At 65.7% G+C, this 21,835-nt stretch carries 17 protein-coding genes; 9 read left to right on the top strand and 8 right to left on the bottom strand.

The annotated features are described in order from the left end of the window. Positions 1-37: 37 nt before the first annotated feature. From rimO to tdh, 5 genes are all read right to left on the bottom strand, one after another. Positions 38-1,408, bottom strand: coding sequence for a 30S ribosomal protein S12 methylthiotransferase RimO (rimO, locus tag ACEWQ0_RS04590; protein WP_476482943.1), 1,371 nt, complete (start codon positions 1,406-1,408; stop codon positions 38-40). A gap of 89 nt (positions 1,409-1,497) precedes the next feature. Next, entirely contained in the window at positions 1,498-2,271 is a 774-nt protein-coding gene (locus tag ACEWQ0_RS04585) for a cobalamin-binding protein (protein ID WP_476482944.1), read from the bottom strand. A 53-nt stretch (positions 2,272-2,324) separates the two neighbouring features. After that, complete coding sequence (locus tag ACEWQ0_RS04580) at positions 2,325-3,659, bottom strand: MFS transporter (protein ID WP_476484652.1); 1,335 nt, start codon at positions 3,657-3,659, stop codon at positions 2,325-2,327. A gap of 43 nt (positions 3,660-3,702) precedes the next feature. Further along, positions 3,703-4,896: a glycine C-acetyltransferase gene (gene kbl / locus ACEWQ0_RS04575; protein ID WP_476482946.1), complete on the bottom strand. Its 1,194-nt coding sequence runs from the start codon at positions 4,894-4,896 to the stop codon at positions 3,703-3,705. A gap of 61 nt (positions 4,897-4,957) precedes the next feature. Next, entirely contained in the window at positions 4,958-6,004 is a 1,047-nt protein-coding gene (tdh, locus tag ACEWQ0_RS04570; RefSeq protein ID WP_476482947.1) for an L-threonine 3-dehydrogenase, read from the bottom strand. A gap of 245 nt (positions 6,005-6,249) precedes the next feature. On the opposite strand from tdh, the gene ACEWQ0_RS04565 reads away from it, so the two are divergent. Beyond that, positions 6,250-7,872, top strand: a complete 1,623-nt coding sequence (locus ACEWQ0_RS04565; protein WP_476484651.1) for a sirohydrochlorin chelatase — start codon at positions 6,250-6,252, stop codon at positions 7,870-7,872. Here ACEWQ0_RS04565 and ACEWQ0_RS04560 read toward each other — a convergent pair. Both ACEWQ0_RS04560 and pspF read right to left on the bottom strand, forming a co-directional pair. Further along, a complete protein-coding gene (locus ACEWQ0_RS04560) occupies positions 7,866-8,642 on the bottom strand; it encodes an SIR2 family NAD-dependent protein deacylase (protein ID WP_476484650.1) in 777 nt (258 codons plus the stop codon). The genes ACEWQ0_RS04565 and ACEWQ0_RS04560 overlap by 7 nt on opposite strands. 69 nt (positions 8,643-8,711) lie before the next feature. Then, positions 8,712-9,725 (bottom strand): phage shock protein operon transcriptional activator, encoded by a 1,014-nt coding sequence (gene pspF, locus ACEWQ0_RS04555; protein ID WP_476484649.1) that lies wholly within the window; start codon positions 9,723-9,725, stop codon positions 8,712-8,714. A gap of 230 nt (positions 9,726-9,955) precedes the next feature. On the opposite strand from pspF, the gene radA reads away from it, so the two are divergent. The 8 genes from radA to ACEWQ0_RS04515 all read left to right on the top strand — a co-directional run bounded on the left by radA (position 9,956) and on the right by ACEWQ0_RS04515 (position 18,104). Further along, positions 9,956-11,332: a DNA repair protein RadA gene (radA, locus tag ACEWQ0_RS04550; RefSeq protein ID WP_476482952.1), complete on the top strand. Its 1,377-nt coding sequence runs from the start codon at positions 9,956-9,958 to the stop codon at positions 11,330-11,332. 81 nt (positions 11,333-11,413) lie between these two features. Next, positions 11,414-11,995, top strand: a complete 582-nt coding sequence (locus ACEWQ0_RS04545; protein ID WP_476484648.1) for a YdbL family probable chaperone protein — start codon at positions 11,414-11,416, stop codon at positions 11,993-11,995. A 236-nt stretch (positions 11,996-12,231) separates the two neighbouring features. After that, entirely contained in the window at positions 12,232-13,557 is a 1,326-nt protein-coding gene (gene rlmD / locus ACEWQ0_RS04540) for a 23S rRNA (uracil(1939)-C(5))-methyltransferase RlmD (RefSeq protein ID WP_476484647.1), read from the top strand. Continuing rightward, a complete protein-coding gene (nagZ, locus tag ACEWQ0_RS04535; RefSeq protein WP_476484646.1) occupies positions 13,554-14,573 on the top strand; it encodes a beta-N-acetylhexosaminidase in 1,020 nt (339 codons plus the stop codon). The genes rlmD and nagZ overlap by 4 nt, the downstream gene beginning before the upstream one ends. A gap of 34 nt (positions 14,574-14,607) precedes the next feature. Continuing rightward, entirely contained in the window at positions 14,608-15,765 is a 1,158-nt protein-coding gene (locus ACEWQ0_RS04530) for a mechanosensitive ion channel family protein (RefSeq protein ID WP_476484645.1), read from the top strand. Continuing rightward, a complete protein-coding gene (locus ACEWQ0_RS04525; RefSeq protein WP_476484644.1) occupies positions 15,755-16,315 on the top strand; it encodes a phosphoribosyltransferase family protein in 561 nt (186 codons plus the stop codon). Before ACEWQ0_RS04530 ends, ACEWQ0_RS04525 begins: the two co-directional genes overlap by 11 nt. Further along, the gene (locus ACEWQ0_RS04520) at positions 16,312-17,049 is read left to right on the top strand and encodes an S-methyl-5'-thioinosine phosphorylase (RefSeq protein ID WP_476482958.1); all 738 of its coding nucleotides are present in this window, start codon (positions 16,312-16,314) and stop codon (positions 17,047-17,049) included. Before ACEWQ0_RS04525 ends, ACEWQ0_RS04520 begins: the two co-directional genes overlap by 4 nt. Positions 17,050-17,174: 125 nt before the next feature. Continuing rightward, complete coding sequence (locus tag ACEWQ0_RS04515; RefSeq protein WP_476484643.1) at positions 17,175-18,104, top strand: hypothetical protein; 930 nt, start codon at positions 17,175-17,177, stop codon at positions 18,102-18,104. 228 nt (positions 18,105-18,332) lie between these two features. Here the strand turns inward: ACEWQ0_RS04515 and dnaE are convergent, their stop codons facing one another. Beyond that, positions 18,333-21,827, bottom strand: coding sequence for a DNA polymerase III subunit alpha (dnaE, locus tag ACEWQ0_RS04510; protein ID WP_476482960.1), 3,495 nt, complete (start codon positions 21,825-21,827; stop codon positions 18,333-18,335). Between the last annotated feature and the right edge of the window lie 8 nt (positions 21,828-21,835).

The raw sequence follows: 21,835 nt of genomic DNA, 5'->3' as shown, positions 1-21,835 counted from the left end.
TTTTCTCCATGGTTGAGTTGAGTGGGGTCTTGCCCGCTTAGATGGTCGGAGTCTCGCCGGGTTCCGGCTCGTCAACGACGCGGGCGTGCAGGTCGTATTCGTCAGCTCGGGTAATGCGCACCATCAGGCCGTCGCCGGGCTGCGGGTCTTCGGCGCCGGACACGATCACCTGGCCGTCGATCTCGGGCGCATCGCCGTAGCTTCTGGCAATGGCGGTGCTGCCTTCGACCGCGTCGACCAGCACCGGCTCGATGCCGCCGACCCGGCGCTCGAGCCGGGCCGCGCTGATGCCGGCCTGATGCTGCATGAAGCGGTGCCAGCGTTCTTCGGCCACTTCGTCGGGCACGGCATTGGCCAGCTGATTGGCCGCAGCGCCTTCGACCGGCGAGTACTTGAAGCAGCCCACACGGTCGAGCTGAGCCTCGTCGAGCCAGTCCAGCAGCTGCTGAAAATCGTCTTCGGTCTCGCCGGGAAAGCCGACGATGAAGGTCGAGCGAATGACCAGGTCGGGGCACTCCTGGCGCCAGTTGCGGATGCGCTCGAGCGTGTTTTCCGCCGCCGCGGGCCGGCGCATGGCTTTCAGCACCGAGCGACTGGCGTGCTGGAAGGGGATATCCAGATACGGCAGGATGCGCCCGGCGTTCATCAGCTCGATGATGCGGTCGACGTGCGGGTAGGGATAAACGTAGTGCAGCCGCACCCAGATGCCCAGCTCGCCGAGCGCGTGGCACAGATCGTAAAGCCGGGTTTCGTATTCGCGATCGCGCCAGTAATCGGTCTGGTACTTCAGGTCGACGCCGTAAGCGCTGGTGTCCTGGCTGATGATCAGCAGCTCCTGCACGCCGCGCTCTGCCAGCTGTTCGGCCTCGCGCATCACCATGCCCAGCGGTCGGCTGGCCAGGCGACCGCGCATCGACGGGATGATGCAGAAACTGCACTTGTGGTTGCAACCTTCTGAAATCTTGAGATAAGCGTAGTGCTGCGGCGTCAGTTTCAGCCCGCCCGGCGGTACGAGGTCGAAGCGCGGGTCGTGCGGCCGCGGCAGGTGGCGGTTGACCGACTGCACCACTGCCTCGCCTTGCTGGGGGCCGGTCACGCCAAGCACTTTCGGGTGAATGCGCGTGACTTCTTCAGGCTTGGCGCCCATGCAGCCTGTGACCAGCACCTTGCCGTTGGTCGACAGCGCTTCGCCGATGCTCTCGAGTGATTCGGCCTTCGCCGAGTCGATGAAGCCGCAGGTGTTGACCACGACCAGATCGGCGTCGGCGTAGCTGGGCACGATATCGTAGCCCTCGCTTTTCAGCCGCGAGACGATGTCTTCGGAATCGACCAGGGCCTTGGGGCAGCCCAGGGAAACCAGGCCCACGGCGGGGCGGTTGTCGCGGTTATCGCGGTCGGGTTGTGTCATGGGTGGGTATTCTACCCGCTCACCTTCACACTTCACACTTCACACTTCACACTTCACACTTCACACTATCAATTTCCACACTTCAAACTTCAAACTCCCCGCCTCACGCGGTCGACGACTTGGCGCAGCTTTTCGATGCCGTCCAGCAGGCGTGGTCCGGGGCGGCCGAGCCAGGCTTCGCTGATCGGGAGGATGCGGTTGTGGGTGATGGCGGGGATGTTTTCCCATCCTTCACGGCGGCGGACGACGTGGGGGCGGTATTTGCTTTCGTCGACGCCGCACCAGCTCATCACCACGGCCTCGGGGGCGCCTGAGCGCGCCATTGCGCCGTCGATCTGCAGACTCTCGGCTTCACGGTCTTCCCAGGGGTTGATGCCGCCGGCCAGGCGGAGCATTTCGTTGACCCAGGAGTTGCGCCCCGGCACGATCACCGGCTTGGGCCACCACTCGACCAGAATCGGCACCGGCGGGCGCTCGGGCAGCGGCGCGGCGAGCGCGGTTTCGAAGTCTGCGGCCAGCTGCTCGGCGGCACTCCCGGCGTCGAGTGCGGCGCCGATGCGCCGGATATCGGCGGCCACATCGGACAGGGTGTGCGGCTGGGTCACCAACAGCGGCAGCCCGGCGGCTTCCATGCGTTCCAGGCAGCGCTCGTGGCCCGGAACCGTCAGCGAGGTGATGACCAGGTCGGGCTCGAGCGCAAGGATCCGCTCGACGTCGACGTCCAGGTCCGCCCCGATGCGCGGCAGCCTGTCGACCACCTCCGGGGGGTGATCGGAATGGTCATCCACCCCCACCAGCCAGTCGGCCCGGCCCAGCGCGCAGATGATCTCGGTGTTTGAACAGGTGTGGCTGACGATGCGCATGGGGGTAGTGTTAAGTGTTAAGTGTGAAGTGTGGCGGGGCTTTTCTTGAGGCTTCACAGTTGGTTCTCTTTCCAGCTGTCGGCTGCGTGGTGGCCGCGGGTTTCGTTGATGGGCCAGGCGCAGACGATGGCGGCGGAAAACAGCAGCAGGCAGAAGACGATGGCCGTGGCCAGTCCCAGCCAGGCTTGCAGCAGGCCCAGACCAAGGATACCGAAAATGGCGGCCAGTTTGCCCGCTGTGCCCCAGAAGCCGAAGAACTCGGCGGCCTTGCCGCGCGGTGTCAGCGCGCCGACCAGGGCGCGCCCGGCCGATTGCGACGAACCCAGGCTCAGGCCCGCCAGCAGGCCGGCGCCGAGAAAGACGTGCTGGGCCTGCCAGCGCACGCCCAGCCAGTTGCGCGCCAGCTCGGCAACCGCCGGGGTCTGCCAGATGGCGGCAATGGCTGCCAGCCACAGCACCAGGGTGGTCAGATATGTGCGGCGCGCACCGATGCGCCCCTGAATCAGGCCGAAGCTGATTGCACCCAGCGCAGCGGTGATCTGCACGGTCACGAACATGGCGATGCGGATCGATTCGTCCCAGCCGATGACTTGCGCGCCGTAGATGAAGGCAAAGCTGATGACGATGTAGATACCGGCCATCTTGAAGAAGATGGAGGCCAGCAGCCAGCGCATGTCTTGAAAATGCCGGACGTGCCCGAAGGTGCGCCTCAGGCGCCTGAAGCCGGCGCGCACCGCGCCGTCGCCGGGCTGCAGGGTGCGCCGCGCGCCTCTTTCCTTCAGCCACAGAAAGGTCGGCAGGGCGGTGATCAGGAAGAAGACCGCGGCGAAGGGGCCGACAAGGCGCACGCTGTCGTAGTTGGCCAGGCTCACCTCGCCGAGGAAGAGCAGGGCGAAGGCGGTCGAAACCAGCCCGCCGATGTAGCCCAGCGACCAGCCCAGGCCGGAAATCCAGCCCAGGTCCCGGCGCGGGCCCAGGCTCGGCAGAAAGCTGGCGATGAAGCCTTCGCCGATGGCGTAGGCAAAGTTCGAGACGATGACCAGCAGCATCGCGAACACGATCCAGCCCGGCTCGACAAACCACAACAGCGCGGTGGCGATCACGGTCAGAAGGTAGCTGGCGAACAGAAAGGCCTTGCGCCGGCGGCCGTGATCCATGATCGCGCCGCAGACCGGGTTGGCAACCACCACCAGGGCGTAGGAAACCGCCAGGGCAACGCTCCACAGCAGATTGCCCAGGCGATAGTCGGGGCCGTCGCCGACGATCACCCGGGTAAACAGGTCGCCGAAGACTACCGTGATGATGAGCAGCGTATAGGCCTGGTTGGCGAAGTCGAACATCGCCCAACCGAGGATTTCCTTCGCTGGCGCCCGCTTGCGAGTGACCATCAGATGGCTCCGGACGCGGCGCTGCCGGCCGGAGCGCCGGGATTCAGTCGATCACGCCCAGGCGTTTGCCCACCCGCGTGAAGGCTTCCACGGCCTGTTCCAGGTGCTCGCGGGTATGCGCGGCTGAAATCTGGGTGCGGATGCGCGCCTGACCCTTGGGCACAACCGGAAAGAAGAAGCCGATCACGTAGATGCCTTCGGCGAGCAGTTCGTCGGCCATTTTCTGCGCCAGCGGCGCGTCGTGCAGCATCACCGGAACGATCGGATGCTCGCCCGGCAGCAGCTCGAATCCGGCCGCGTCCATGGCCTGCCGGAAGAAGCGGGTGTTTTCGTCAACGCGGTCGCGCAGCGCGCTCGATTCGGTGAGCATCTCGAAGACTTTGAGGCTGGCGGCCACCAACTGCGGCGCGAGCGAGTTCGAGAACAGATAGGGGCGCGAGCGTTGGCGCAGCATGTCGATGACTGGCTGGCTGGCGACGGTGAAGCCGCCCATGCCGCCGCCCAGGGCCTTGCCCAGGGTGGAGGTGAAGATATCGACCTTGTCGAGCACACCATGGTGCTCGGCCGAGCCGCGCCCGGTGGGCCCGAAAAAGCCGGTGGCGTGGGCGTCGTCGACGGCGACGAGCGCGTCGTATTTTTCTGCCAGGGCGGTGATCTCGTCGAGCTTGGCGACGTAGCCGTCCATGGAGAACACGCCGTCGGTGATGATCATGCGGGTGCGCTTGTCCTGCGTTTGCTTCAGGATGTCCTCGAGTGCCTCCATGTCCGAGTTCGGATAGCGGTGGCGCTCGGCCTTGCACAGGCGCACGCCGTCGATGATCGAGGCGTGGTTGAGCTGATCGGAAATGATCGCGTCTTCCGGGCCCAGCAGCGGCTCGAACAGGCCGCCGTTGGCGTCGAAGCAGGAGGCGTAGAGAATCGCATCGTCCTTGCCGAAGTATTCGGCAATGGTTCTTTCGAGCTTTTTGTGCAGATCCTGGGTGCCGCAGATGAAGCGCACCGAGGCCAGGCCGAATCCATAGTCGTCGAGCGCCTTCCGGGCGGCGTCAATGACCTCGGGGTTGTCGGCCAGGCCGAGGTAGTTGTTGGCGCAGAAGTTGAGCACCTTGCCGCCCTCGAGCGTCTCGATCTCGACGCGCTGCGGCGTGGTGATCTGACGCTCGCGCTTGTACAGCCCGTCGGCCTCGATCTGCGCCAGCTCGTCGCGGAGTCTTTGAAGAGTTGCTTTGTCGCTCATTGCCTGATTCCTTATAAAACCCGAAGCCTGTGTCCATCTGTGGACAACTGCATTTGATCTTTCACTCGATCTCGCCGGTCCAGTCGCACACGATCTTGCCGCACTGGCCCGAGGCCATCAGTTCGAAGCCGGTCTCGAAGTCGTCGATGGCGATCTGGTGGGTCAGCGCCTTGTGCAGCGGAAAGCCGGTGAGCACCATCTGGGTGATCTTGTACCAGGTTTCGTACATGCGCCGCCCGTAGATGCCGTGGACTTCCAGGCCCTTGAAGATGACCTGATCCCAGTCGACCCCGGCGTTCTTGGGCAGCAGGCCAAGCAGGGCGACCTTGCCGCCGTTGTACATCAGCTTGAGCAGGTCGCCGAAGGCGCGGGGATTGCCCGACATTTCCATGCCGACATCGAAGCCGTCGATGCCCAGTTCGGCGCGCACGTCGAGCAGGCTTTCTTCATTGACGTTGAGCGTGCGCGTGGCGCCCATGTCGCGGGCCAGCTGCAGGCGGTAATCGTTGACGTCGCTGATGACGATATGGCGTGCGCCGACGTGCTTGGCAATGCCGGCAGCGATGATACCGATCGGGCCGGCGCCGGTGATCAGCACGTCTTCGCCCACCAGGTCGAACTGCAGCGCGCAGTGGGCGGCGTTGCCGAAGGGGTCGAAGAAGGCGGCCAGCTCGGAAGGGATCTCGTCGGGAATTGGCCACAGATTGGTCACCGGTACGACCACGTATTCGGCAAATCCGCCGTCGCGGTTGACGCCGATGCCTTCGGTGTTGGGGCACAGATGCGGTTTGCCGGCGCGGCAGTTGCGGCACACGCCGCAGACCACGTGGCCCTCGGCCGAGACGCGCTGGCCTTCTTCGTAGCCGCGCACGCCTGATCCCAGCTCGACGATATGGCCGACAAATTCGTGACCCAGCACCAGCGGCGGGCGGATGGTGCGCTGCGCCCACTCGTCCCATTGGTAGATGTGCAGATCAGTGCCGCAAATAGAGGTCTTTTCGAGTTTGATCAGAACCTCGTTGGCTCCGGGCGCGGGTACGGGAACCTCGCGCAGTTCCAGGCCGGGAGCCGCGTCGGGCTTGACCAGCGCGCGCATGGTGCTCGTCATGGATGGTCTCCGGGGTTGGGCAAAGAGGCCCATTATAGGGCCTTGCGCCAAATCGGGTGGCCGGCTTGACAAGTTCGCCGCCAATGCGAACAATTCGCATTTCACGTGTCGTGACCCGTCACCTGCAGCCAGCGCGGCGCCCTGAGAAAGGGCAGTTCGTGCAAGCCAGCCGGGTTCCGTGCAGGCCCTGGTGGCGTGCATGGCAAGGGCCGGTTTGAACTCATTGCACCCTGGGAGCTGAATGCATGACGCATCGATTCGAGCCCGTGCTGGCCATTTTCCTGTTCTTTCTTGCCGCCGCGGCGAACGCTGACCCCGGCTATATCGTGCTGGCGCCCGATCGCGGTTTTGTCGGCAACAACCTGGCGCGGGCGGCCTTCGAGCCGTTGGCCGAAGCGCGCGATGCCCGCCTGGTTTTCGTGACCGACGAACGCGGCAAACCCTATTTCCGCCGCGCCGTCGAATCGCTGCGCGCTGCCGGCGCCGAGCGCGTGGTGCTGCTGCCGCTCTATCTCACGGCCGCTCATCCTGATTTCGAACGCATCGAAGACTGGCGCCGCGACGTGGCGGCCCGCAGCGGGGAAATCGTGCTCGGGCGCCCCTTCGGTCAGAGCTATCTTGCAGTTCGCGCCGCGGGTGATCGACTGGCAAACGCCCGCACCCACGCCGGCCGCCTTGTGGCGGTGGGCCATGGTGCCAGCGATGCGGCCAACGCGGACGCCATGTCTCGCGCGCTGGAGAAGCTCGCCGTGGCTGCCGCCGGCGGCCGGCACTTCGATTCGGTGCAGGCGCGCGTGCCACTGCAGAACGACGACCTGTCCGCGGCGCTGGACGATCTGGGCGAGCATGACCGAGTGCTGCCGCTGCAGGCCGGGCCGATGTTCAGCGAAATGATGGCTTATTCGAACTGGCTCGAGCGCTCGCTGCCCGACGGCGCCGAGCTGATCCATGGCGAGTTGTTTTCGCATCCGGCGGTAACGCCCTGGATGCAGCGCGAGGCGGCCCGCTATCAGCCCGTTGAGTACAAGCGCCTGGGCGTGATCGTGCACGCCCACGGCGCCGGCTTTCACTGGAACGAGACCATGCGCCAGGCCACGGCCCCCCTGGCCGAGGACTACCTGCTGGATTTCGCCTTCTCGATGGGCGGAGCCGGCACGCTCACCCGCGCTATCGAGCGACTGCAGCAGCGCGGGGCCGAGGCGGTGGTGATCGTGCGCGTGTTCAGCATGGCCGACTCGTTCATCGGCGGTATCGAGCGCCTGATCGGCGCCGATTACGAATCCTGCCGGCCGGCCGATCTCGGGCCCATGCACGGCCACGGCGAGCCGGCACCCCGGGTGCTGACCTCGCTGCCGGTGGTTACCCGCGGCGGGCTCGAGGATCATTCGCTGTTTGCCCGGGCGCTGCTCGAGCGCGCGCGTGAGCTTTCCGAGGCGCCCGAGCGCGAAACCGTGCTGCTGGTCGCCCACGGCAAGGGCGATGATGAAGGCAACGCGCGCTGGCTGGCGCTGCTCGATTCGATGCGCCGGCAGATGCTCGCGCACGGCGGCGAGGAATTCCGCGCCATCGAGATCGGCACCTGGCGCGAAGACTGGCCGGACAAGCGCGAGCAGGCGGTCGACGACGTGCGCGCGAAGATCGAGGCCGCGCAGCAGAACGGCGGCCGCGCGCTGCTCGTGCCCGCCCGCACCACCGGCCAGGGCCCGGCGCGGGAGCTGATTGCGGATCTGGACTACGAGCTGGGCGAGGGTTTCGCGCCGCATCCGCTGTTTGTCGACTGGCTGCGCGAGCAGGTCGAGCAGGGCAGGCAATCAATCGTCTACGCCGGCCCGCAGGACTGGCGGTGCCAGTGGTCTGGCTCTCAGTGAGCCTGGAGTGATGCCGCCAGGGCCGGCAGCCAGGTGGCCGATGGCCCGGCCAGGTGCCAGCGCGCCAGGGCCGTCAGCTCGCTTTCCTGCGGGTTGATCTCGACGACCGTGGCGCCGTTGCGCGCGGCAATGGCCGGCAGGCTGGCGGCGGGCTGAACGGCGCCACTGGTGCCGGCCACCAGCATCAGATCGCAGTGCTCGGCGATCTCGAAGGCGGCCTGAAGAATGGCCTCATCGAGCGCTTCGCCGAACCAGATCACGTCGGGACGGGCGAGACCTTCGGGATGATGCGGCGAGGGCGGCGGCTTGTGGTCGGCGTGATCGCTCAGCCAGCCTGCGTCGATCTCGCGACGAGTGACCGAGCAGATGCTGCGCTGGATATTGCCGTGCAGCTCCAGCACCGGATCCGAGCCGGCCAGGCAATGAAAGCCGTCGACGTTCTGGGTGATCAAATCGAGCTGCGGCACTTGCGCGGCCAGCTTGACCAGAGCGTGGTGGCCGGCGTTCGGTTCGGTGCGGCCGATCAGCTCGCGGCGCCACTGATACCAGTCCCAGACGGTGGCCGGGTCGCTGGCAAAGCCGTCGGGCGAGGCCAGCTGCATCGGGTCGAAGCGCTCCCAGACGCCGGTCTGGGCGTCGCGAAAGGTCGGAATGCCCGACTCGGCCGATACGCCGGCGCCGGTCAGCACGGCCACTCGCCGGGCCCGGCGCAGGGTGTCGCTCAGATCGGCAGGCAGGCGCTCGGGGTCGCTGCAGGTTATTGTATTCATGCGTGTTTTACTTCCCATGGGGTGAACCTATCGTGGCACACGCGGGCCGGTGAGTGGCTGCTGCAGGCTTCAGCTGTCGTCTTCGCCGGCATCGGGCCGGCGGCCGATACCGTGTTTGCGGACGATGCCGCGCAGCTGGTCGTAACTCAGGCCGAGCTTTTCGGCGGCGCGCGTCTGCTGGCCGCCAGCGGCCGCCAGGGCGGCTTCGGTCAAGCGCCGTTCCTGCTTGTCGAGCCAGGCGCGCAGGTCGATGTTGCCCTTTGCCGGATCCGGCAGGCGGTCGTCCTGGTCTGCGGCCTGCGGTCGCCAGGGCGAGGCAAAAGGGTCGAACTCGATCGTCTCGACCGCCGCTTGCGGTTCTGTGAGACGATAGACCGCCCGCTCGACCACGTTCTTGAGTTCACGCACGTTGCCCGGCCAGGGGTAGGCGAGCAGGGCGTCGATGACGGCAGACGAGAAGCCGGGGAAGAACGGCCGGTTCATCTCGCGGGTCATGCGCATGGCAAAATGTTCGGCCAGCGGCAGGATGTCCTCGCGCCGCTCCCGCAGCGGCGGCAGGGTGATGACATCGAAGGCCAGGCGGTCGAGAAGATCGGCGCGAAAGCGGCCCTCAGCGGCCAGTGACGGCAGGTCGACGTTGCTGGCGCCCACGATGCGCACGTCGACTTCCAGCGGCCGGGTCGAGCCCAGGCGCTCGAACTGACCGTACTCGATCACGCGCAGGATCTTCTCCTGTACCGCCAGCGAGGTGCTGGCCAGCTCGTCGAGAAACAGGGTGCCGCCGTCGGCGCGCTCGAAGCGCCCCGCGCGCTGTCTGGACGCGTCGGTAAAGGCGCCGGCCTCGTGGCCGAACAGTTCGGATTCAAGCAGCGATTCGCTGATTGCCGCGCAATTGAGTTTGACCAGCGGTTGATCCCAGCGTGGCGAGAGATAATGCAGCCGCTCGGCGACTACTTCCTTGCCGGTGCCGCGCTCGCCCACGATCAGCACCGGGCGATTCAGCGCCGCCGCCCGGGAGATGTCCTCGATCACGTCGAGGAACGCCGGGGATTGACCGATGACTGGCTGCTCAGTCGGGCTCATTGGGCTGCGGCCACACCGGTGCAATACCCTTTCGGCGGGCTGCCGGGTGAGCGCAAAATTCCGCATCCGAAGCAGCAAATCCGAAACCAGCGCTCCGGGCCGGAATTGGCAGACACGCTGAATCGGCCCGGGTTTTCGGAGTTGTTTCGGATGTCGTATTTCGGATTGGGTGTTTGCAGTTCAATCACCAACATTGCCTTCCCGGTCGCCATCTCTGCCAGAATACGCGCATGGCCAGGCCCAAGTCAGTGTATACCTGCCGCGAGTGCGGCGCGAGCTCACCCAAGTGGTCGGGGCAGTGCCCCGACTGCCAGGCGTGGAACACCATGGAGGAAGGCGTGGCCGCGGTGCAGGCTGCGGTCAAGGGCCCGAAAGGCCGGGGCAACTGGACCGGCACGGCATCGGCCGCGGTCAGCAATCTGGCCGAGGTGCGGGCGGAGGCCGCCCGCGATCGTCTGTCTTCGGGCCTCAGCGAGCTCGATCGCGTGCTCGGCGGCGGCCTGGTGCCCGGCTCGGTGGTGCTGCTCGGCGGTGATCCGGGCATCGGCAAATCCACGCTGCTGCTGCAGGCCCAGGATGCGGTGGCCGCCGGCCACGGCAGCCTGTATATCACCGGCGAGGAGTCGGCCGCGCAGGTGGCGATGCGCGCGCGCCGGCTGAATCTCGATCCCGCCCGCCTGGACTGCCTGACCGAAACCAGCCTGGAAGTGATTCTGGCCACGGCGGCCGCGCGCAAACCGGCCTTCATGGTGGTGGATTCCATTCAGACGCTGTGGACCGAGGCGCTGCAGTCCGCGCCCGGTGCAGTGGCCCAGGTGCGCGAATGCGCCGCCCGCCTGGTGCAGTTTGCCAAGCAGACCGGCTGTGCCGTGGTGCTGGTGGGCCACGTTACCAAGGAAGGCGCGCTGGCCGGCCCTAGAGTGCTCGAGCACATGGTCGACGCGGTGCTGTATTTTGCTTCTGATTCCGGCAGCCGCTACCGGCTGGTTCGCGCGGTCAAGAACCGCTTTGGCGCGGCCAACGAGCTGGGCGTGTTCGCCATGACCGACAAGGGTCTCAAGGCGGTCGCCAATCCTTCGGCTATCTTTCTGTCGGGTCAGGAAGATCCGGCGCCGGGCAGCTGCGTGCTGGTCACGCGTGAGGGCACGCGGCCGATGATGGTCGAGGTGCAGGCCCTGGTGGCGCCGTCGAATCTGTCCAACCCGCGGCGGGTGGCGGTTGGTGTCGACCCCAACCGCCTGGCGATGCTTTTGGCGGTCATGAATCGCCACGCCGGCGTGGTCGTCGGCGACATGGACGTATTCGTCAGCGTCGCCGGCGGCATGCGGGTGACGGAAACCGCCAGCGACCTGGCCATTGCGCTGGCGATTCAGTCTTCACTGCGGGAAAAACCCCTGCCCCGAGGGCTGGTCGCTTTTGGTGAGGTGGGGCTGGCCGGGGAACTGCGCCCGGTCTACAACGGCGAGGAGCGCCTGCGTGAGGCGGCCGGGCAGGGCTTTGACACCGCGCTGGTGCCCGAAGCCAATCTCAAGGGCGTCAAGGCCCGCATCACCGCCCGCGGCTGCAAGCGCCTGAGTGACGCGCTGGCGGCAGCGCGCGATGTTTGATCAGCGGGCCGGTGCCCGTTCAGGCATAATTCAGGGCCTGCGTGTGAGATTGCCATTCAGGTTTCCTTGGAGAGTCCAGACATGAACCGATGCATTTCGCTTGCCGGTATTGCCAGCGTGCTGATACTGGCGGCCTGCGTGACGATCAACGTGTATTTTCCCGAGGCAGCGGCCGAGCGGGCGGCGGACCGTTTCATCCGCGACGTGCTCGGCGACGATGTGCCGGCGGCGCCTTCGGATGAGCCCCAGGCCGCGCGCACGCCCTGGTGGCACGCGCTCTCGCCGGTTGCCGCAGCGCATGCCCAGAGCCCGGACATCGATATCAACACCCCGCAGATCCAGTCGATCAAGCAGCGCATGGCTCAGCGCCAGCGCGAGCAGCTGGCGGCGTGGTTCGACGCCGGCGCCATCGGTTTTTCGCGCGACGGCCTGGTCGAAATTCGCGAGCGCTCGGCGGTCGGCCTGTCCGAACGCCGCAATCTCGAGCGCGTGGTCAACGAGGAGAACGCTGATCGCAACGCCGTCTATCGCGAAATCGCGATTGCTAATGGCCATCCCGAGTGGGAAGACGATATTCGCGAGACCTTCGCGCGCCAGTGGATCGCGAACGCGAAATCGGGCTGGTACTACCAGCAGGAAGACGGAAGCTGGACGCGGAAATAGGTGGGTTGGCTAGTTGGCTAGTTGCGCCGGGGTCTGTGAGAACCTGTTTGCAAAGCTCCAGGCTCACCGCAAAATCATTGCTAACCAGCTAACCAGCTAACCAGCTAACCAGCTAACCAGCTAACCAGCTAACCAGCTAACCAGCTAACCAGCTAACCAGCTAACCAGCTAACCAGCCAACCAGCTAACCAGCTAACCAGCTAACCAGCTAACCAGCTAACCAGAAACAGGTATTCATGGGAAGAAGACGTCGTCGCCTGCCGACAGAGCCGATCACGGTTGAAATCAGCGATCTCTCGCACGACGGGCGCGGCGTGGGGCGGCACGGCGACAAGGCCGTGTTCGTGCACGGTGCGCTTCCGGGCGAGACCGTTTCGGCTCGGCTGATCGGGCGCAACCGGCGTTTTGACGAAGCGCTGTGTGAAGAAGTGATCGCGGCTTCGCCCGAGCGCGTCGAGCCTGATTGCCCGTGGTTCGATCGCTGCGGCGGCTGTGCGCTGCAGCATCTCGATCACGCCGCCCAGATCGAATGGAAGCACAAGCGCCTGGTCGACAACCTCGAGCGCATTGGCGAGGTGCGTCCCGACGAGTGGTGGCAGCCGATCGCGGCCGAGCCCTGGTATTACCGCCGCCGCAGCCGCTTGAGCGCGCGGCGGGTCAAGGGCAAGGGGCGCGTGCTGGTGGGGTTTCGTGAGCCGCAGGGCCGGTTCGTGGCCGATATCGGCGACTGCCGGGTACTGCATCCGGACTTCAGCGACCGCCTGCAGAGCCTGTCCGACCTGATTGGCGAGCTTTCGGTGGACGACGCCGTGCCGCAGATCGAGACCGCCAGCGGTGATGACGCCTCGGCGATGGTCATCCGCCATATGCGCGAGTTGACGGCCGACGATGTCATGGCGCTCAAGCGCTGGTCAGACGAAAATGGCATTGCGGTTTATCTCCAGCCCAAAGGGCCCGAGACCGTGCACAGGCTCTGGCCCGATGAACACGAGTTGAGCTATCGGCTCGACGATTTCGGTCTGGAGCTGGCTTTTCACCCGCAGCATTTCATTCAGGTCAACGCCGCGATCAATCGTGCGCTGGTTGCCCGGGCGCTGGAGCTGCTCGATCCGGGGCCGGAAGATCGCGTGCTTGACCTGTTCTGCGGCCTGGGCAATTTCACCCTGCCGCTGGCTACCCGCGCCGGTCACGTTACCGGCATCGAGGGCGCAGCCGAATTGATCGAGGCAGCCGGTGCCAACGCCCGACGCAACCAGCTTGATAACGTCGAGCTCGACGTGGCCGATCTCACCGCGGATGTGTCTTCCCGGCCCTGGTACCGCGCCGGCTTCGACGGCGTGCTGATCGATCCGCCGCGCAGCGGCGCGTTCGAGGTGCTGCCGATGATTGCCGGTTCAGGGGCGAAGCGGGTGGTTTATGTCTCCTGCAACCCCGGCACGCTGGCGCGCGATGCCGGTGAACTCACGCGTCAGCACGGCTTTCGCCTGGTCGGAGCGGGTATTGCCGATATGTTTCCGCATACTGCGCACGTTGAATCCATCGCCCTGTTCGAGCGCATATGAGTCGAACCTTGCCGCTGGGGCCGTTGATCGTGGGTATCGACGGCACCGAGCTTGACCAGGCCACCGCTGAGCGCCTTTGCCATCCGGCCGTGGGCGGTGTGATCCTGTTTGCCCGCAATTACGCGTCGCCCGATCAGCTGCGCGCGCTGACCGCTGCCATTGCCGCGCTGCGTTCGCCGCGCCTGCCGGTCACCGTTGATCAGGAGGGCGGGCGGGTGCAGCGCTTCCGGGCGGGGTTTACGCCGCTGCCGCCGCCGGCGGTGATCGGGCGCTGGTATCGTACGTATCCCGATCGCGCCCGCGATCTGGCCTACCGCCACGGCCGCGTGATGGCCGCCGAGCTGCTCGGTCACGGCGTCGATCTGAGTTTTGCTCCGGTGCTTGATCTGGATCGCGGCAGCACCGTCATTGGCGATCGCAGCATGAGCTCGGATCCCGAGGCCGTCGCCGATCTGGGTGCTTTCTACACTGCCGGAATGAAGGATGCGGGCATGCGCTGCTGCGCCAAGCATTTTCCGGGGCACGGCTCGGTGGCGGCCGACTCTCATCATGAAGTCGTGGTCGACAACCGCGACCTCAGTGCCCTGGATGAAGATCTGGCGCCGTTTGCCGAACTCGCCGCGCGGCTTGACAGCATCATGATGGCGCACGTTTGCTATCCGGCGCGCGATCCAGAGCCTGCCGGATTCTCGCGTGCCTGGGTGGTCGATATCCTGCGGGAGCGACTGGGGTTCGACGGGCTGGTGATTTCCGACGATCTGGATATGGCGGGCGCCGCGCCGGCCGGCGCTCTGGCCGAGCGCGTTTCGAAATCGCTGGCGGCCGGTTGCGATGCGGTGCTGGTCTGCCGCCCGGAATCGGTGCGCTCGCTGCTCGAGGATGACAGCCAGTGGCCGGTGCCGCCGGCTGGCAAGCTGGAGCGACTCTACGGCCGGGCCATGGCCAGCCTTGATGAGCAACTGCTGGTGCCCGAGTTCCGGGCCTGGCGCGACTCGCTCAGGGCGCTTTGCCGCTGAGCGCCAAACCCGGGATCAGGAATCAGGGACAAGCATGCAAGAACTATTCGATTATTTCAGCAGCCTCGCCGGGGTTCCTACCTGGCTGATCAAGGCCTTCGTCATTGTGCTGGCAGCCTTGCTGCTCGAGCTCGTTTACCGCATCTTCATCACCCACCTCGGTCGCCTGGCCGACCGCAGTACACACCTGTGGGACAACGCCCTGGTCCACGCCGGCCAGCGCCCGATTTCGCTGTTGATCTGGTGGCAGGGGCTGGTGATCGCCGCGCGCGCGATTGCGCCCCACACCGAGGTTGTGGCCTTTGCGCCCGAGTTTCTCGACATTGCCCAGCAGCTCGGCGTGGTGGTGGGAGCCACCTGGTTCCTGTTTCGTCTGAGTACCGGTTTCGAGAGGGCCTTCATTGCGCATCGGCGCATGCGCGACGAGCACGTCGACGTGACCACCGTGACCGTGCTTGCCCGTATCGTGCGCATTGCCTTCGTGGTCACCGGCATTCTCACCGGCCTGAGCATTCTCGAGATTCCGATTTCGGGCCTGCTGGCCGCCGGCGGCGTCGGCGGTCTGGCCGTGGGCATGGCCGCGCGCGACATGCTGGCCAATTTCTTCGGCGGCTTTACCGTCTTCATGGATCGGCCGTTTTCGGTCGGCGACTGGGTGCGCTCGCCCGACCGCGAGATCGAGGGCACGGTCGAACGCATCGACTGGCGCATCACCACCATCCGCAAGTTCGACAAGCGCCCGATGTACGTGCCCAACGCCACCTTCACGACGGTGACGCTGGAAAACCCCTCGCGCATGAGTCATCGCCGCATTGCCGAGCATATCGGCGTTCGCTACGATGACTTCGGCGTGCTGCGCGAGCTCGTCAAGGCCATCCGCGCCTACGTCATGAGTCATGAAGATCTCGATACCACGCAGACGACGATGGTGCACTTCGATCGTTTCGGCCCGAGCTCGCTCGACATCATGCTCTACTGCTTCACCAAGACCGTGGTCTGGACCGAATACCATGAAAAGCGCGAAGACGTGCTGCTCGGCATCGGCGAAATCATCGAGGCCCACGGCGCCCAGGTCGCTTTCCCGACGCGCACGCTCAAGGTCGACATGGGTGAAGCGCTGGCCGATGAGGTGCGCGAATCGATCATGAACCCGTCCGGTAACGACAACGGAGGCCGTGGTGGTGAAGGCTGAAGCCGCTGCGGACAGTCCGCACTGGCCCGCCGGGGCCGAGTGCCTGTTCGGAGCGGAACAGGTGCATGCCGCGCTCGATGCGCAGGCCAGGCGCGTTGCCGAGAGGTTTGCCGCCGATGATCGACCGCTGGCCATCATTGCCCTGATGAAAGGCGGCATGTACCCGGCCATCGAGCTGGGCCGCCGCCTGCGCGGCGCGGTGCGTTTCGACTATGTGCACGCCACGCGCTATCGCGAGGCCACGCGCGGGGGCAGCATCGATTGGCAACACTGGCCGCAGCAGCCGACCGGTGATGGTCCACTGCTGCTGGTCGACGATATTCTCGACGAGGGCTACACCCTCGCCGCGGTGGCGGAGCGCTTTCGCGAGCAGGGCTGCGAGCAGGTCGGTACGGTCGTTCTGGCGCGCAAACAACACGATCGCGGCCTCGATCGCGGCTGGGTCGATGAGTTTGCCCTCGAGGTGCCCGATCGCTACGTGTTTGGCTGCGGCATGGACTATCGCGGGCTGTGGCGCCAGCTCGACAGCATCTGGGCGCTGCCGGCATGAGTCTGGGCATCATCGGCGGCACCGGGGCGCTGGATCTGTTCGATGTGCATGAACAACAGCGCATGGACACCCGCTATGGGCGACCATCGGCCGCGCTGGCCAGAGTCACCGCGGGCGCAAACGACGCCTGGTTTCTGGCCCGCCACGGCCGGCCGCACCGCATGCCGCCGCATCGCATCAATTATCGCGCCAATATCGATGCCCTCCATCGGCTCGGCGTCGACCGCATCATCGCGATCAACGCGGTGGGCAGCATGAGCCCGCAAACGGGTCCGGGGGCGCTGGTTGTGCCCGATCAGCTGCTGGACTACACCTGGGGTCGTGCGCACAGCTTCAGCGATGATGACATCAGTCCGCTGCAGCACGTCGAGTTCGGCGAGCCCTTCGCCGGCCCGACCCGTCGGGCCCTGCTGGCGGCGTGCGCACGCGCCGGGATCGACTGTGTCGACGGTGGCTGCCTGGCCGTCACTCAGGGACCGCGCCTGGAAACCGCCGCAGAAATCCGACGGCTGAGCCGGGACGGCGCCACGCTGGTGGGCATGACCGCCATGCCGGAGGCGTCGCTGGCGCGTGAGGCCGGCATGGACTACGCCAGCCTGTGCGTGGTGGGCAACCTGGCGGCCGGCCTCGGCGAGCAGGGCGTCAGCGAACAGGCTGTCCACGCAGCTTTGTCGAAAGCCATGGGGCGGGTGCAAGCGCTGTTTGCGGCCCTGGAGCCTGTGGCAGCGCTCTGAATGGGCTGTGGGCCCGCCCCTGGGGCCGCGAAGTGTGACCCGCTTCTCCCTGATTCTGCTTGGTTTTTTCTCGATTCGATCTTATCCTGTAAGTTATCGTCAAATGAACCGGCGAGGATCCGAGAATGCCCGAAACCCCCAGTCTTTCCGTACTCGAAACCGGCCAGAAGGAGCGGACCGTCATGCGGTCGCTGCTCAATCTTGCCGGTGTGCGCAACGGGGGGGGAACCTGGCGAGTGCTCGACGAGCCCGGTGGCGACGTGACCATTGTCGATGTCGACACTGAAGCCGGTGAGTCGCGCTGGCGCGAGCTGCGCGAGTCCGGGCACAGTCCGATTGCGCTCACCCGTCGCCGGGAATTTGCGGCCGAGCACGTGCTCAACAAGCCCTTGCGTTCGCGCGAATTCCTCAACCTGCTCGAGCGCCTGAGCTCCCGGGACGAGGCGGCACCGGAGCCTGAACGCAAGCAGGCGCCAGAGACGGCCGGGAAAGGGGCAACCGAGTGGCTCGGACTCGAGCAACCCCACGATCCCGATTACGCCACCCTGGCCGAACACCTGCGGCGGCAAACCTGGAACAGTCCGGTTGCGATTGATCGCGCCGGCTGGCCGCGCCTGGTGATCGATCCCGGCTCCGGCAGCTGGTTCTACGACGGGCCCATGGCCGACATGAAGCCCCAGACCTTTGCCCAGGCGCTGCCGGCATCGGCCGGCAAACCGGTTTCCAGCGCTGACCTGGTGGCCGAGGTGGAAAGCGTCGTCCGCCGCCCGCTGAGCGAATTGAAGTGGTTCGCCGGCCTGGCCCAGGCGCGTGGCCGGCTGCATCCGGATCTGCTGGGAGACGTGCAGTTCATGCTGACCCAGGCGCCGAGCGAGGCAATGAAGAACGAGCGCTATGCGCAGCTCGCCCGCATTCTGATCCGCGCGCCGTTGAGCATCGACGAGCTGCACCGCCAGTCGGGCGAATCACCGGAAAATATCGCCGCCTTTCTCAACGCCTGCTATACGACAGGACGGTTGTTGGTCAATCGAGCTGTGGCGGCGGTGGGGTTTTGAACCAGGGGCGTTGAACACGCCTGAAGCTCTCAGGCACCAAGCGCCAGATCCCAGACAAATTCGAATGATCGAAACGCCAATGTTCGAAACGGCCTGCGGCCGGCTTCGGAATTTGCGGTCGCCCCGGATCAGCGAGATCTGGTTCTGATCGTTGAAGAGTGAGTCATCGAGATTTGTATTGATTTTCCCGCATGTTGCTCGCTTTCCCCGGCGAGCGCCCGCCAGCCTTCAGTATTTCAACCTGACTTCTCCGATCCCCGGTACTCCGCTGAGCGCGGCCAGCAGTTCCGTCGACGGCGTGACGCGCCAGTTTTCTCCAAGCTCCAGCACGGCGCGGGCTGACTGGTTGCGGTACTGGATGACCACCGGCGTGTGGCCCTGGCGGTAGGGCTGCAGGGCGGCGGCGAGATCCTGTCTCAGCGCCTTCGGCGGCCGGTCGATCTCGACATCCACGTGTCTGGCAAACTGAGAGCGGGCTTCGTCGACGCTCATGACCTCGTCGGCCACCATGCGATAGCCGCCGCGGAAGCTGTCGACTTCCACCCGCCCCTTGACGATGACGATCTCGTCGGCCAGAAGCCGCTCGCCGATCTGCTGGAACAGACGATCGAATACGGCAACCTCCAGCCGCGCCGTGCCGTCATCGAGGGCGATGAAGGCGCCCTTGCCGGGGCGGCGCCGAATGGCGGCAATCAGGCCGGCCAGGGTCATTGGCCGGCCCTGACCGCGACGGCCGCTGTGGCCACCACCACCGTGGCCGATCAGCGCTTCGATACCGTCAAGCGTGGTGGTTGTGGTGTTTGCCAGCTCGTCGCGCAGCTCGTCCATCGGGTGGCCGGAGAGGTAAAGCCCCAGGGTTTCCTTTTCTGCACGCAGCCGCTGGCGCAATGTCCAGTCACGCAGCTCGGGCAGCGGGCGTTCTTCGAAGGCGGTCTCACTCTGGGCGGACACGCCGCCGAAAAGGCTCGACTGACCGGCTTCGCGGTCGGCCTGGTAGCGCTCGGCTTCGGCCACGGTGTCCGGCAGGCTTTGCATCAGGGCCGCGCGGTTGCCGTGCAGGCTGTCGGCGGCACCGGAGCGGATCAGGGTCTCGAGCGTGCGGCGGTTGAGCCGCGACAGATCCACCTCGCGGCACAAGTGAGCCAGCGAGGTGAAGCCGCCGCAGCGGGTGCGAATATCGACCAGGTTTTCCACGGCCCCCTTGCCCACGCCCTTGAGCGCACCCAGGCCGTAGCGGATGGCGCCGTTTTCGACCTCGAAACGATATGCCGAGCGGTTGACGTCGGGCGGCAGGATTTCCAGGTCCATCAGCCGGCAGTCCTCGATCAGGTTGGCGATCTTGTCGGTCTTGTCGAGGTCGGCCGAAAGCACGGCTGCCATGAACTCGGCCGGGTAGTGCGCCTTCAGCCAGGCGGTGTGATAGGCCACCAGGGCGTACGCGACCGAGTGCGACTTGTTGAAGCCGTAGCGGGCGAAGGTCTCCATCAGGTTGAAGATCGACTGGGCCTGGTCTTGTTCGATGCCCTTGTCGGCGGCGCCGGAGACGAACAGCTCGCGCTGGCGCTCCATTTCCTCGGCGTTCTTCTTGCCCATGGCGCGGCGCAGCAGGTCGGCGGCACCGAGGCTGTAGCCGGCCAGCTCCTGGGCAATCTGCATGACCTGCTCCTGATAGAGGATCACGCCCCAGGTGGGTTCGAGAATGGGTTCGGCCAGTGGGTGCGGATAGCGCACCGGCGCCCGACCGTGTTTGCGGTCGATGTATTCCTCGACCATGCCGGCATCCAGCGGGCCCGGACGGTATAGCGCCACGGCGGCGACAATGTCGTTGAAGCTGTCGGGCTTGAGCTTGCGCAGCATCTCCTTCATGCCCGGGGATTCGAGCTGGAACACGGCGGTGGTGTGCGCCGCGCGCAGCAGTTCGAAGGCCTTGGCGTCGTCGAGCGGCACGTCGTCGAGGTCGATCGGCGCCTCGCCGGAAGTCTCGCGTGTGGCGTTCACCGCCCGCAGTGCCCAGTCGATGATGGTCAGGTTGCGCAAGCCGAGAAAGTCGAACTTGACCAGGCCGATTTCCTCGACATCGTTCTTGTCGAACTGGGTGAGCACCGACTGCCCGTCGGGCTCAGTGTAGAGCGGGGTGTAGTCGGTCAGGGGGCCGGGGGCGATCACCACGCCGCCGGCGTGCTTGCCGGCGTTGCGCGAAAGGCCTTCGAGCGAGCGCGCAAGGTCGAGGATCGAGCGGGTGTCGTCTTCCCGCTCGTAGCGGGCCTTGAGTTCGGGCTCTTCGTCCAGCGCCTTGCCCAGGGTGATGTCGAGCTGGTTGGGAATGAGCTTGGCAATGGAATCGACAAAGCCGTAGTTGTAGCCGAGCACGCGCCCGCAGTCGCGCACCACGGCCTTGGCCGCCATGGTGCCGTAGGTGATGATCTGCGCGACCTGGTCGCGACCGTAACGCTGGGCGACATACTCGATCACGCGGTCGCGGCCCTCAACGCAGAAGTCGATATCGAAGTCGGGCATGGAAACCCGTTCAGGGTTGAGAAAGCGCTCGAATAAAAGCTCGTAACGCATTGGATCCACGTCGGTGATCCCGAGACACCAGGCCACGACAGAGCCGGCGCCCGAGCCGCGTCCGGGCCCGACCGGCACGCCGTTGGCGCGCGCCCAGGCAATGAAGTCGGCCACGATCAGGAAGTAGCCCGAAAAGCCCATCGAGACGATGACCTTCAGTTCGCGTTCGAGGCGCTGGTCATAGTCGTCTCGCGACAGATCGTCGGCCAGGCCGTGGCGTTCGAGGCGTTGCTCGAGGCCCTCGAAGGATTTGACCCGAACAAAGTCATCCTCCGTGTCTCCCTCCGGAACCGGGAAGGCGGGCAGAAAGTATTCGCCCAGACGCAGTTCGAGATTGCAGCGCCGCGCCAGGTGCAGGGTGTTCTCCAGCGCCACCGGCAGATCAGCGAAGAGCTCAGCCATTTCCTCGCCGCTTTTCAGGTACTGCTCGTCGACATAATCGCGCGGCCGACGCTTATCGTCGAGCAGCCGGCTCTGATGGATGCACACGCGGGCCTCATGCGCGAAGAAGTCGTCGCGGGTCAGAAAGCGCACGTCGTTGCTGGCCACCACCGGCAGCTGGCGGCGAACGGCCAGGTCGAGCAGCCCGGACTCGATCACGCGTTCGTTTTCCCGGCCCATGCGCTCCAGCGCCAGATAAAGGCGGTCCGGAAACAGGGCTTCCCAGTCTTCCAGGCGACTCTGCGCCAGGCTGCGCTGGCCGCCGGCCAGCGCCTCGCCGACATCGGACTGGCGTCCGAGCAGCGCGATCAGCCCCTGAGTATGGCCTCGCAGCCAGGCCGGATGCACCCGCGGCTGACCGCGGAAGCGACCGTCGAGAAAACTCCGCGAGAGAATCCGGCACAGGTTGAGGTAGCCCTCCCGATCCTGCACCAGCAGGGTGACGACGCCGAACCGTTCGGCATCGGCAACGTCCTGGACGCGCAGATCGGCACCGACGATCGGCTTGATGCCTTTCGCCATCGCCGCGCTGAAGAATTTGACCAGCCCGAACAGGTTGTGCCAGTCGGTTACCGCCACCGCCGGCATGCCGAGCGCGGCCGCGCGCTCGACCAGCTCACCGATACGCACCATGCCGTCTTCGAGCGAGTATTCGGTATGCAGCCGCAGATGAACGAAGGGCGGCGTGGAGGTTCGGGGGGCTTCGTCGGGCATTGGGGGAT

The organism is Wenzhouxiangella sp. YN9, assembly GCF_056324165.1.
This window is presented reverse-complemented; position numbering and strand designations above follow the sequence as displayed.

What these genes read in the sequence shown, in the direction of transcription:
- tdh (WP_476482947.1), bottom strand. Translation starts at nt 6,004, where the DNA reads ATGACGAGCACCATGCGCGCGCTGGTCAAGCCCGACGCGGCTCCCGGC.
- ACEWQ0_RS04545 (WP_476484648.1), top strand. Translation starts at nt 11,414, where the DNA reads ATGAACCGATGCATTTCGCTTGCCGGTATTGCCAGCGTGCTGATACTG.
- rimO (WP_476482943.1), bottom strand. Translation starts at nt 1,408, where the DNA reads ATGACACAACCCGACCGCGATAACCGCGACAACCGCCCCGCCGTGGGC.
- rlmD (WP_476484647.1), top strand. Translation starts at nt 12,232, where the DNA reads ATGGGAAGAAGACGTCGTCGCCTGCCGACAGAGCCGATCACGGTTGAA.
- pspF (WP_476484649.1), bottom strand. Translation starts at nt 9,725, where the DNA reads ATGAGCCCGACTGAGCAGCCAGTCATCGGTCAATCCCCGGCGTTCCTC.
- ACEWQ0_RS04580 (WP_476484652.1), bottom strand. Translation starts at nt 3,659, where the DNA reads ATGGTCACTCGCAAGCGGGCGCCAGCGAAGGAAATCCTCGGTTGGGCG.
- ACEWQ0_RS04565 (WP_476484651.1), top strand. Translation starts at nt 6,250, where the DNA reads ATGACGCATCGATTCGAGCCCGTGCTGGCCATTTTCCTGTTCTTTCTT.
- ACEWQ0_RS04560 (WP_476484650.1), bottom strand. Translation starts at nt 8,642, where the DNA reads ATGAATACAATAACCTGCAGCGACCCCGAGCGCCTGCCTGCCGATCTG.
- ACEWQ0_RS04520 (WP_476482958.1), top strand. Translation starts at nt 16,312, where the DNA reads ATGAGTCTGGGCATCATCGGCGGCACCGGGGCGCTGGATCTGTTCGAT.
- ACEWQ0_RS04585 (WP_476482944.1), bottom strand. Translation starts at nt 2,271, where the DNA reads ATGCGCATCGTCAGCCACACCTGTTCAAACACCGAGATCATCTGCGCG.
- nagZ (WP_476484646.1), top strand. Translation starts at nt 13,554, where the DNA reads ATGAGTCGAACCTTGCCGCTGGGGCCGTTGATCGTGGGTATCGACGGC.
- kbl (WP_476482946.1), bottom strand. Translation starts at nt 4,896, where the DNA reads ATGAGCGACAAAGCAACTCTTCAAAGACTCCGCGACGAGCTGGCGCAG.
- ACEWQ0_RS04515 (WP_476484643.1), top strand. Translation starts at nt 17,175, where the DNA reads ATGCCCGAAACCCCCAGTCTTTCCGTACTCGAAACCGGCCAGAAGGAG.
- ACEWQ0_RS04530 (WP_476484645.1), top strand. Translation starts at nt 14,608, where the DNA reads ATGCAAGAACTATTCGATTATTTCAGCAGCCTCGCCGGGGTTCCTACC.
- radA (WP_476482952.1), top strand. Translation starts at nt 9,956, where the DNA reads ATGGCCAGGCCCAAGTCAGTGTATACCTGCCGCGAGTGCGGCGCGAGC.
- dnaE (WP_476482960.1), bottom strand. Translation starts at nt 21,827, where the DNA reads ATGCCCGACGAAGCCCCCCGAACCTCCACGCCGCCCTTCGTTCATCTG.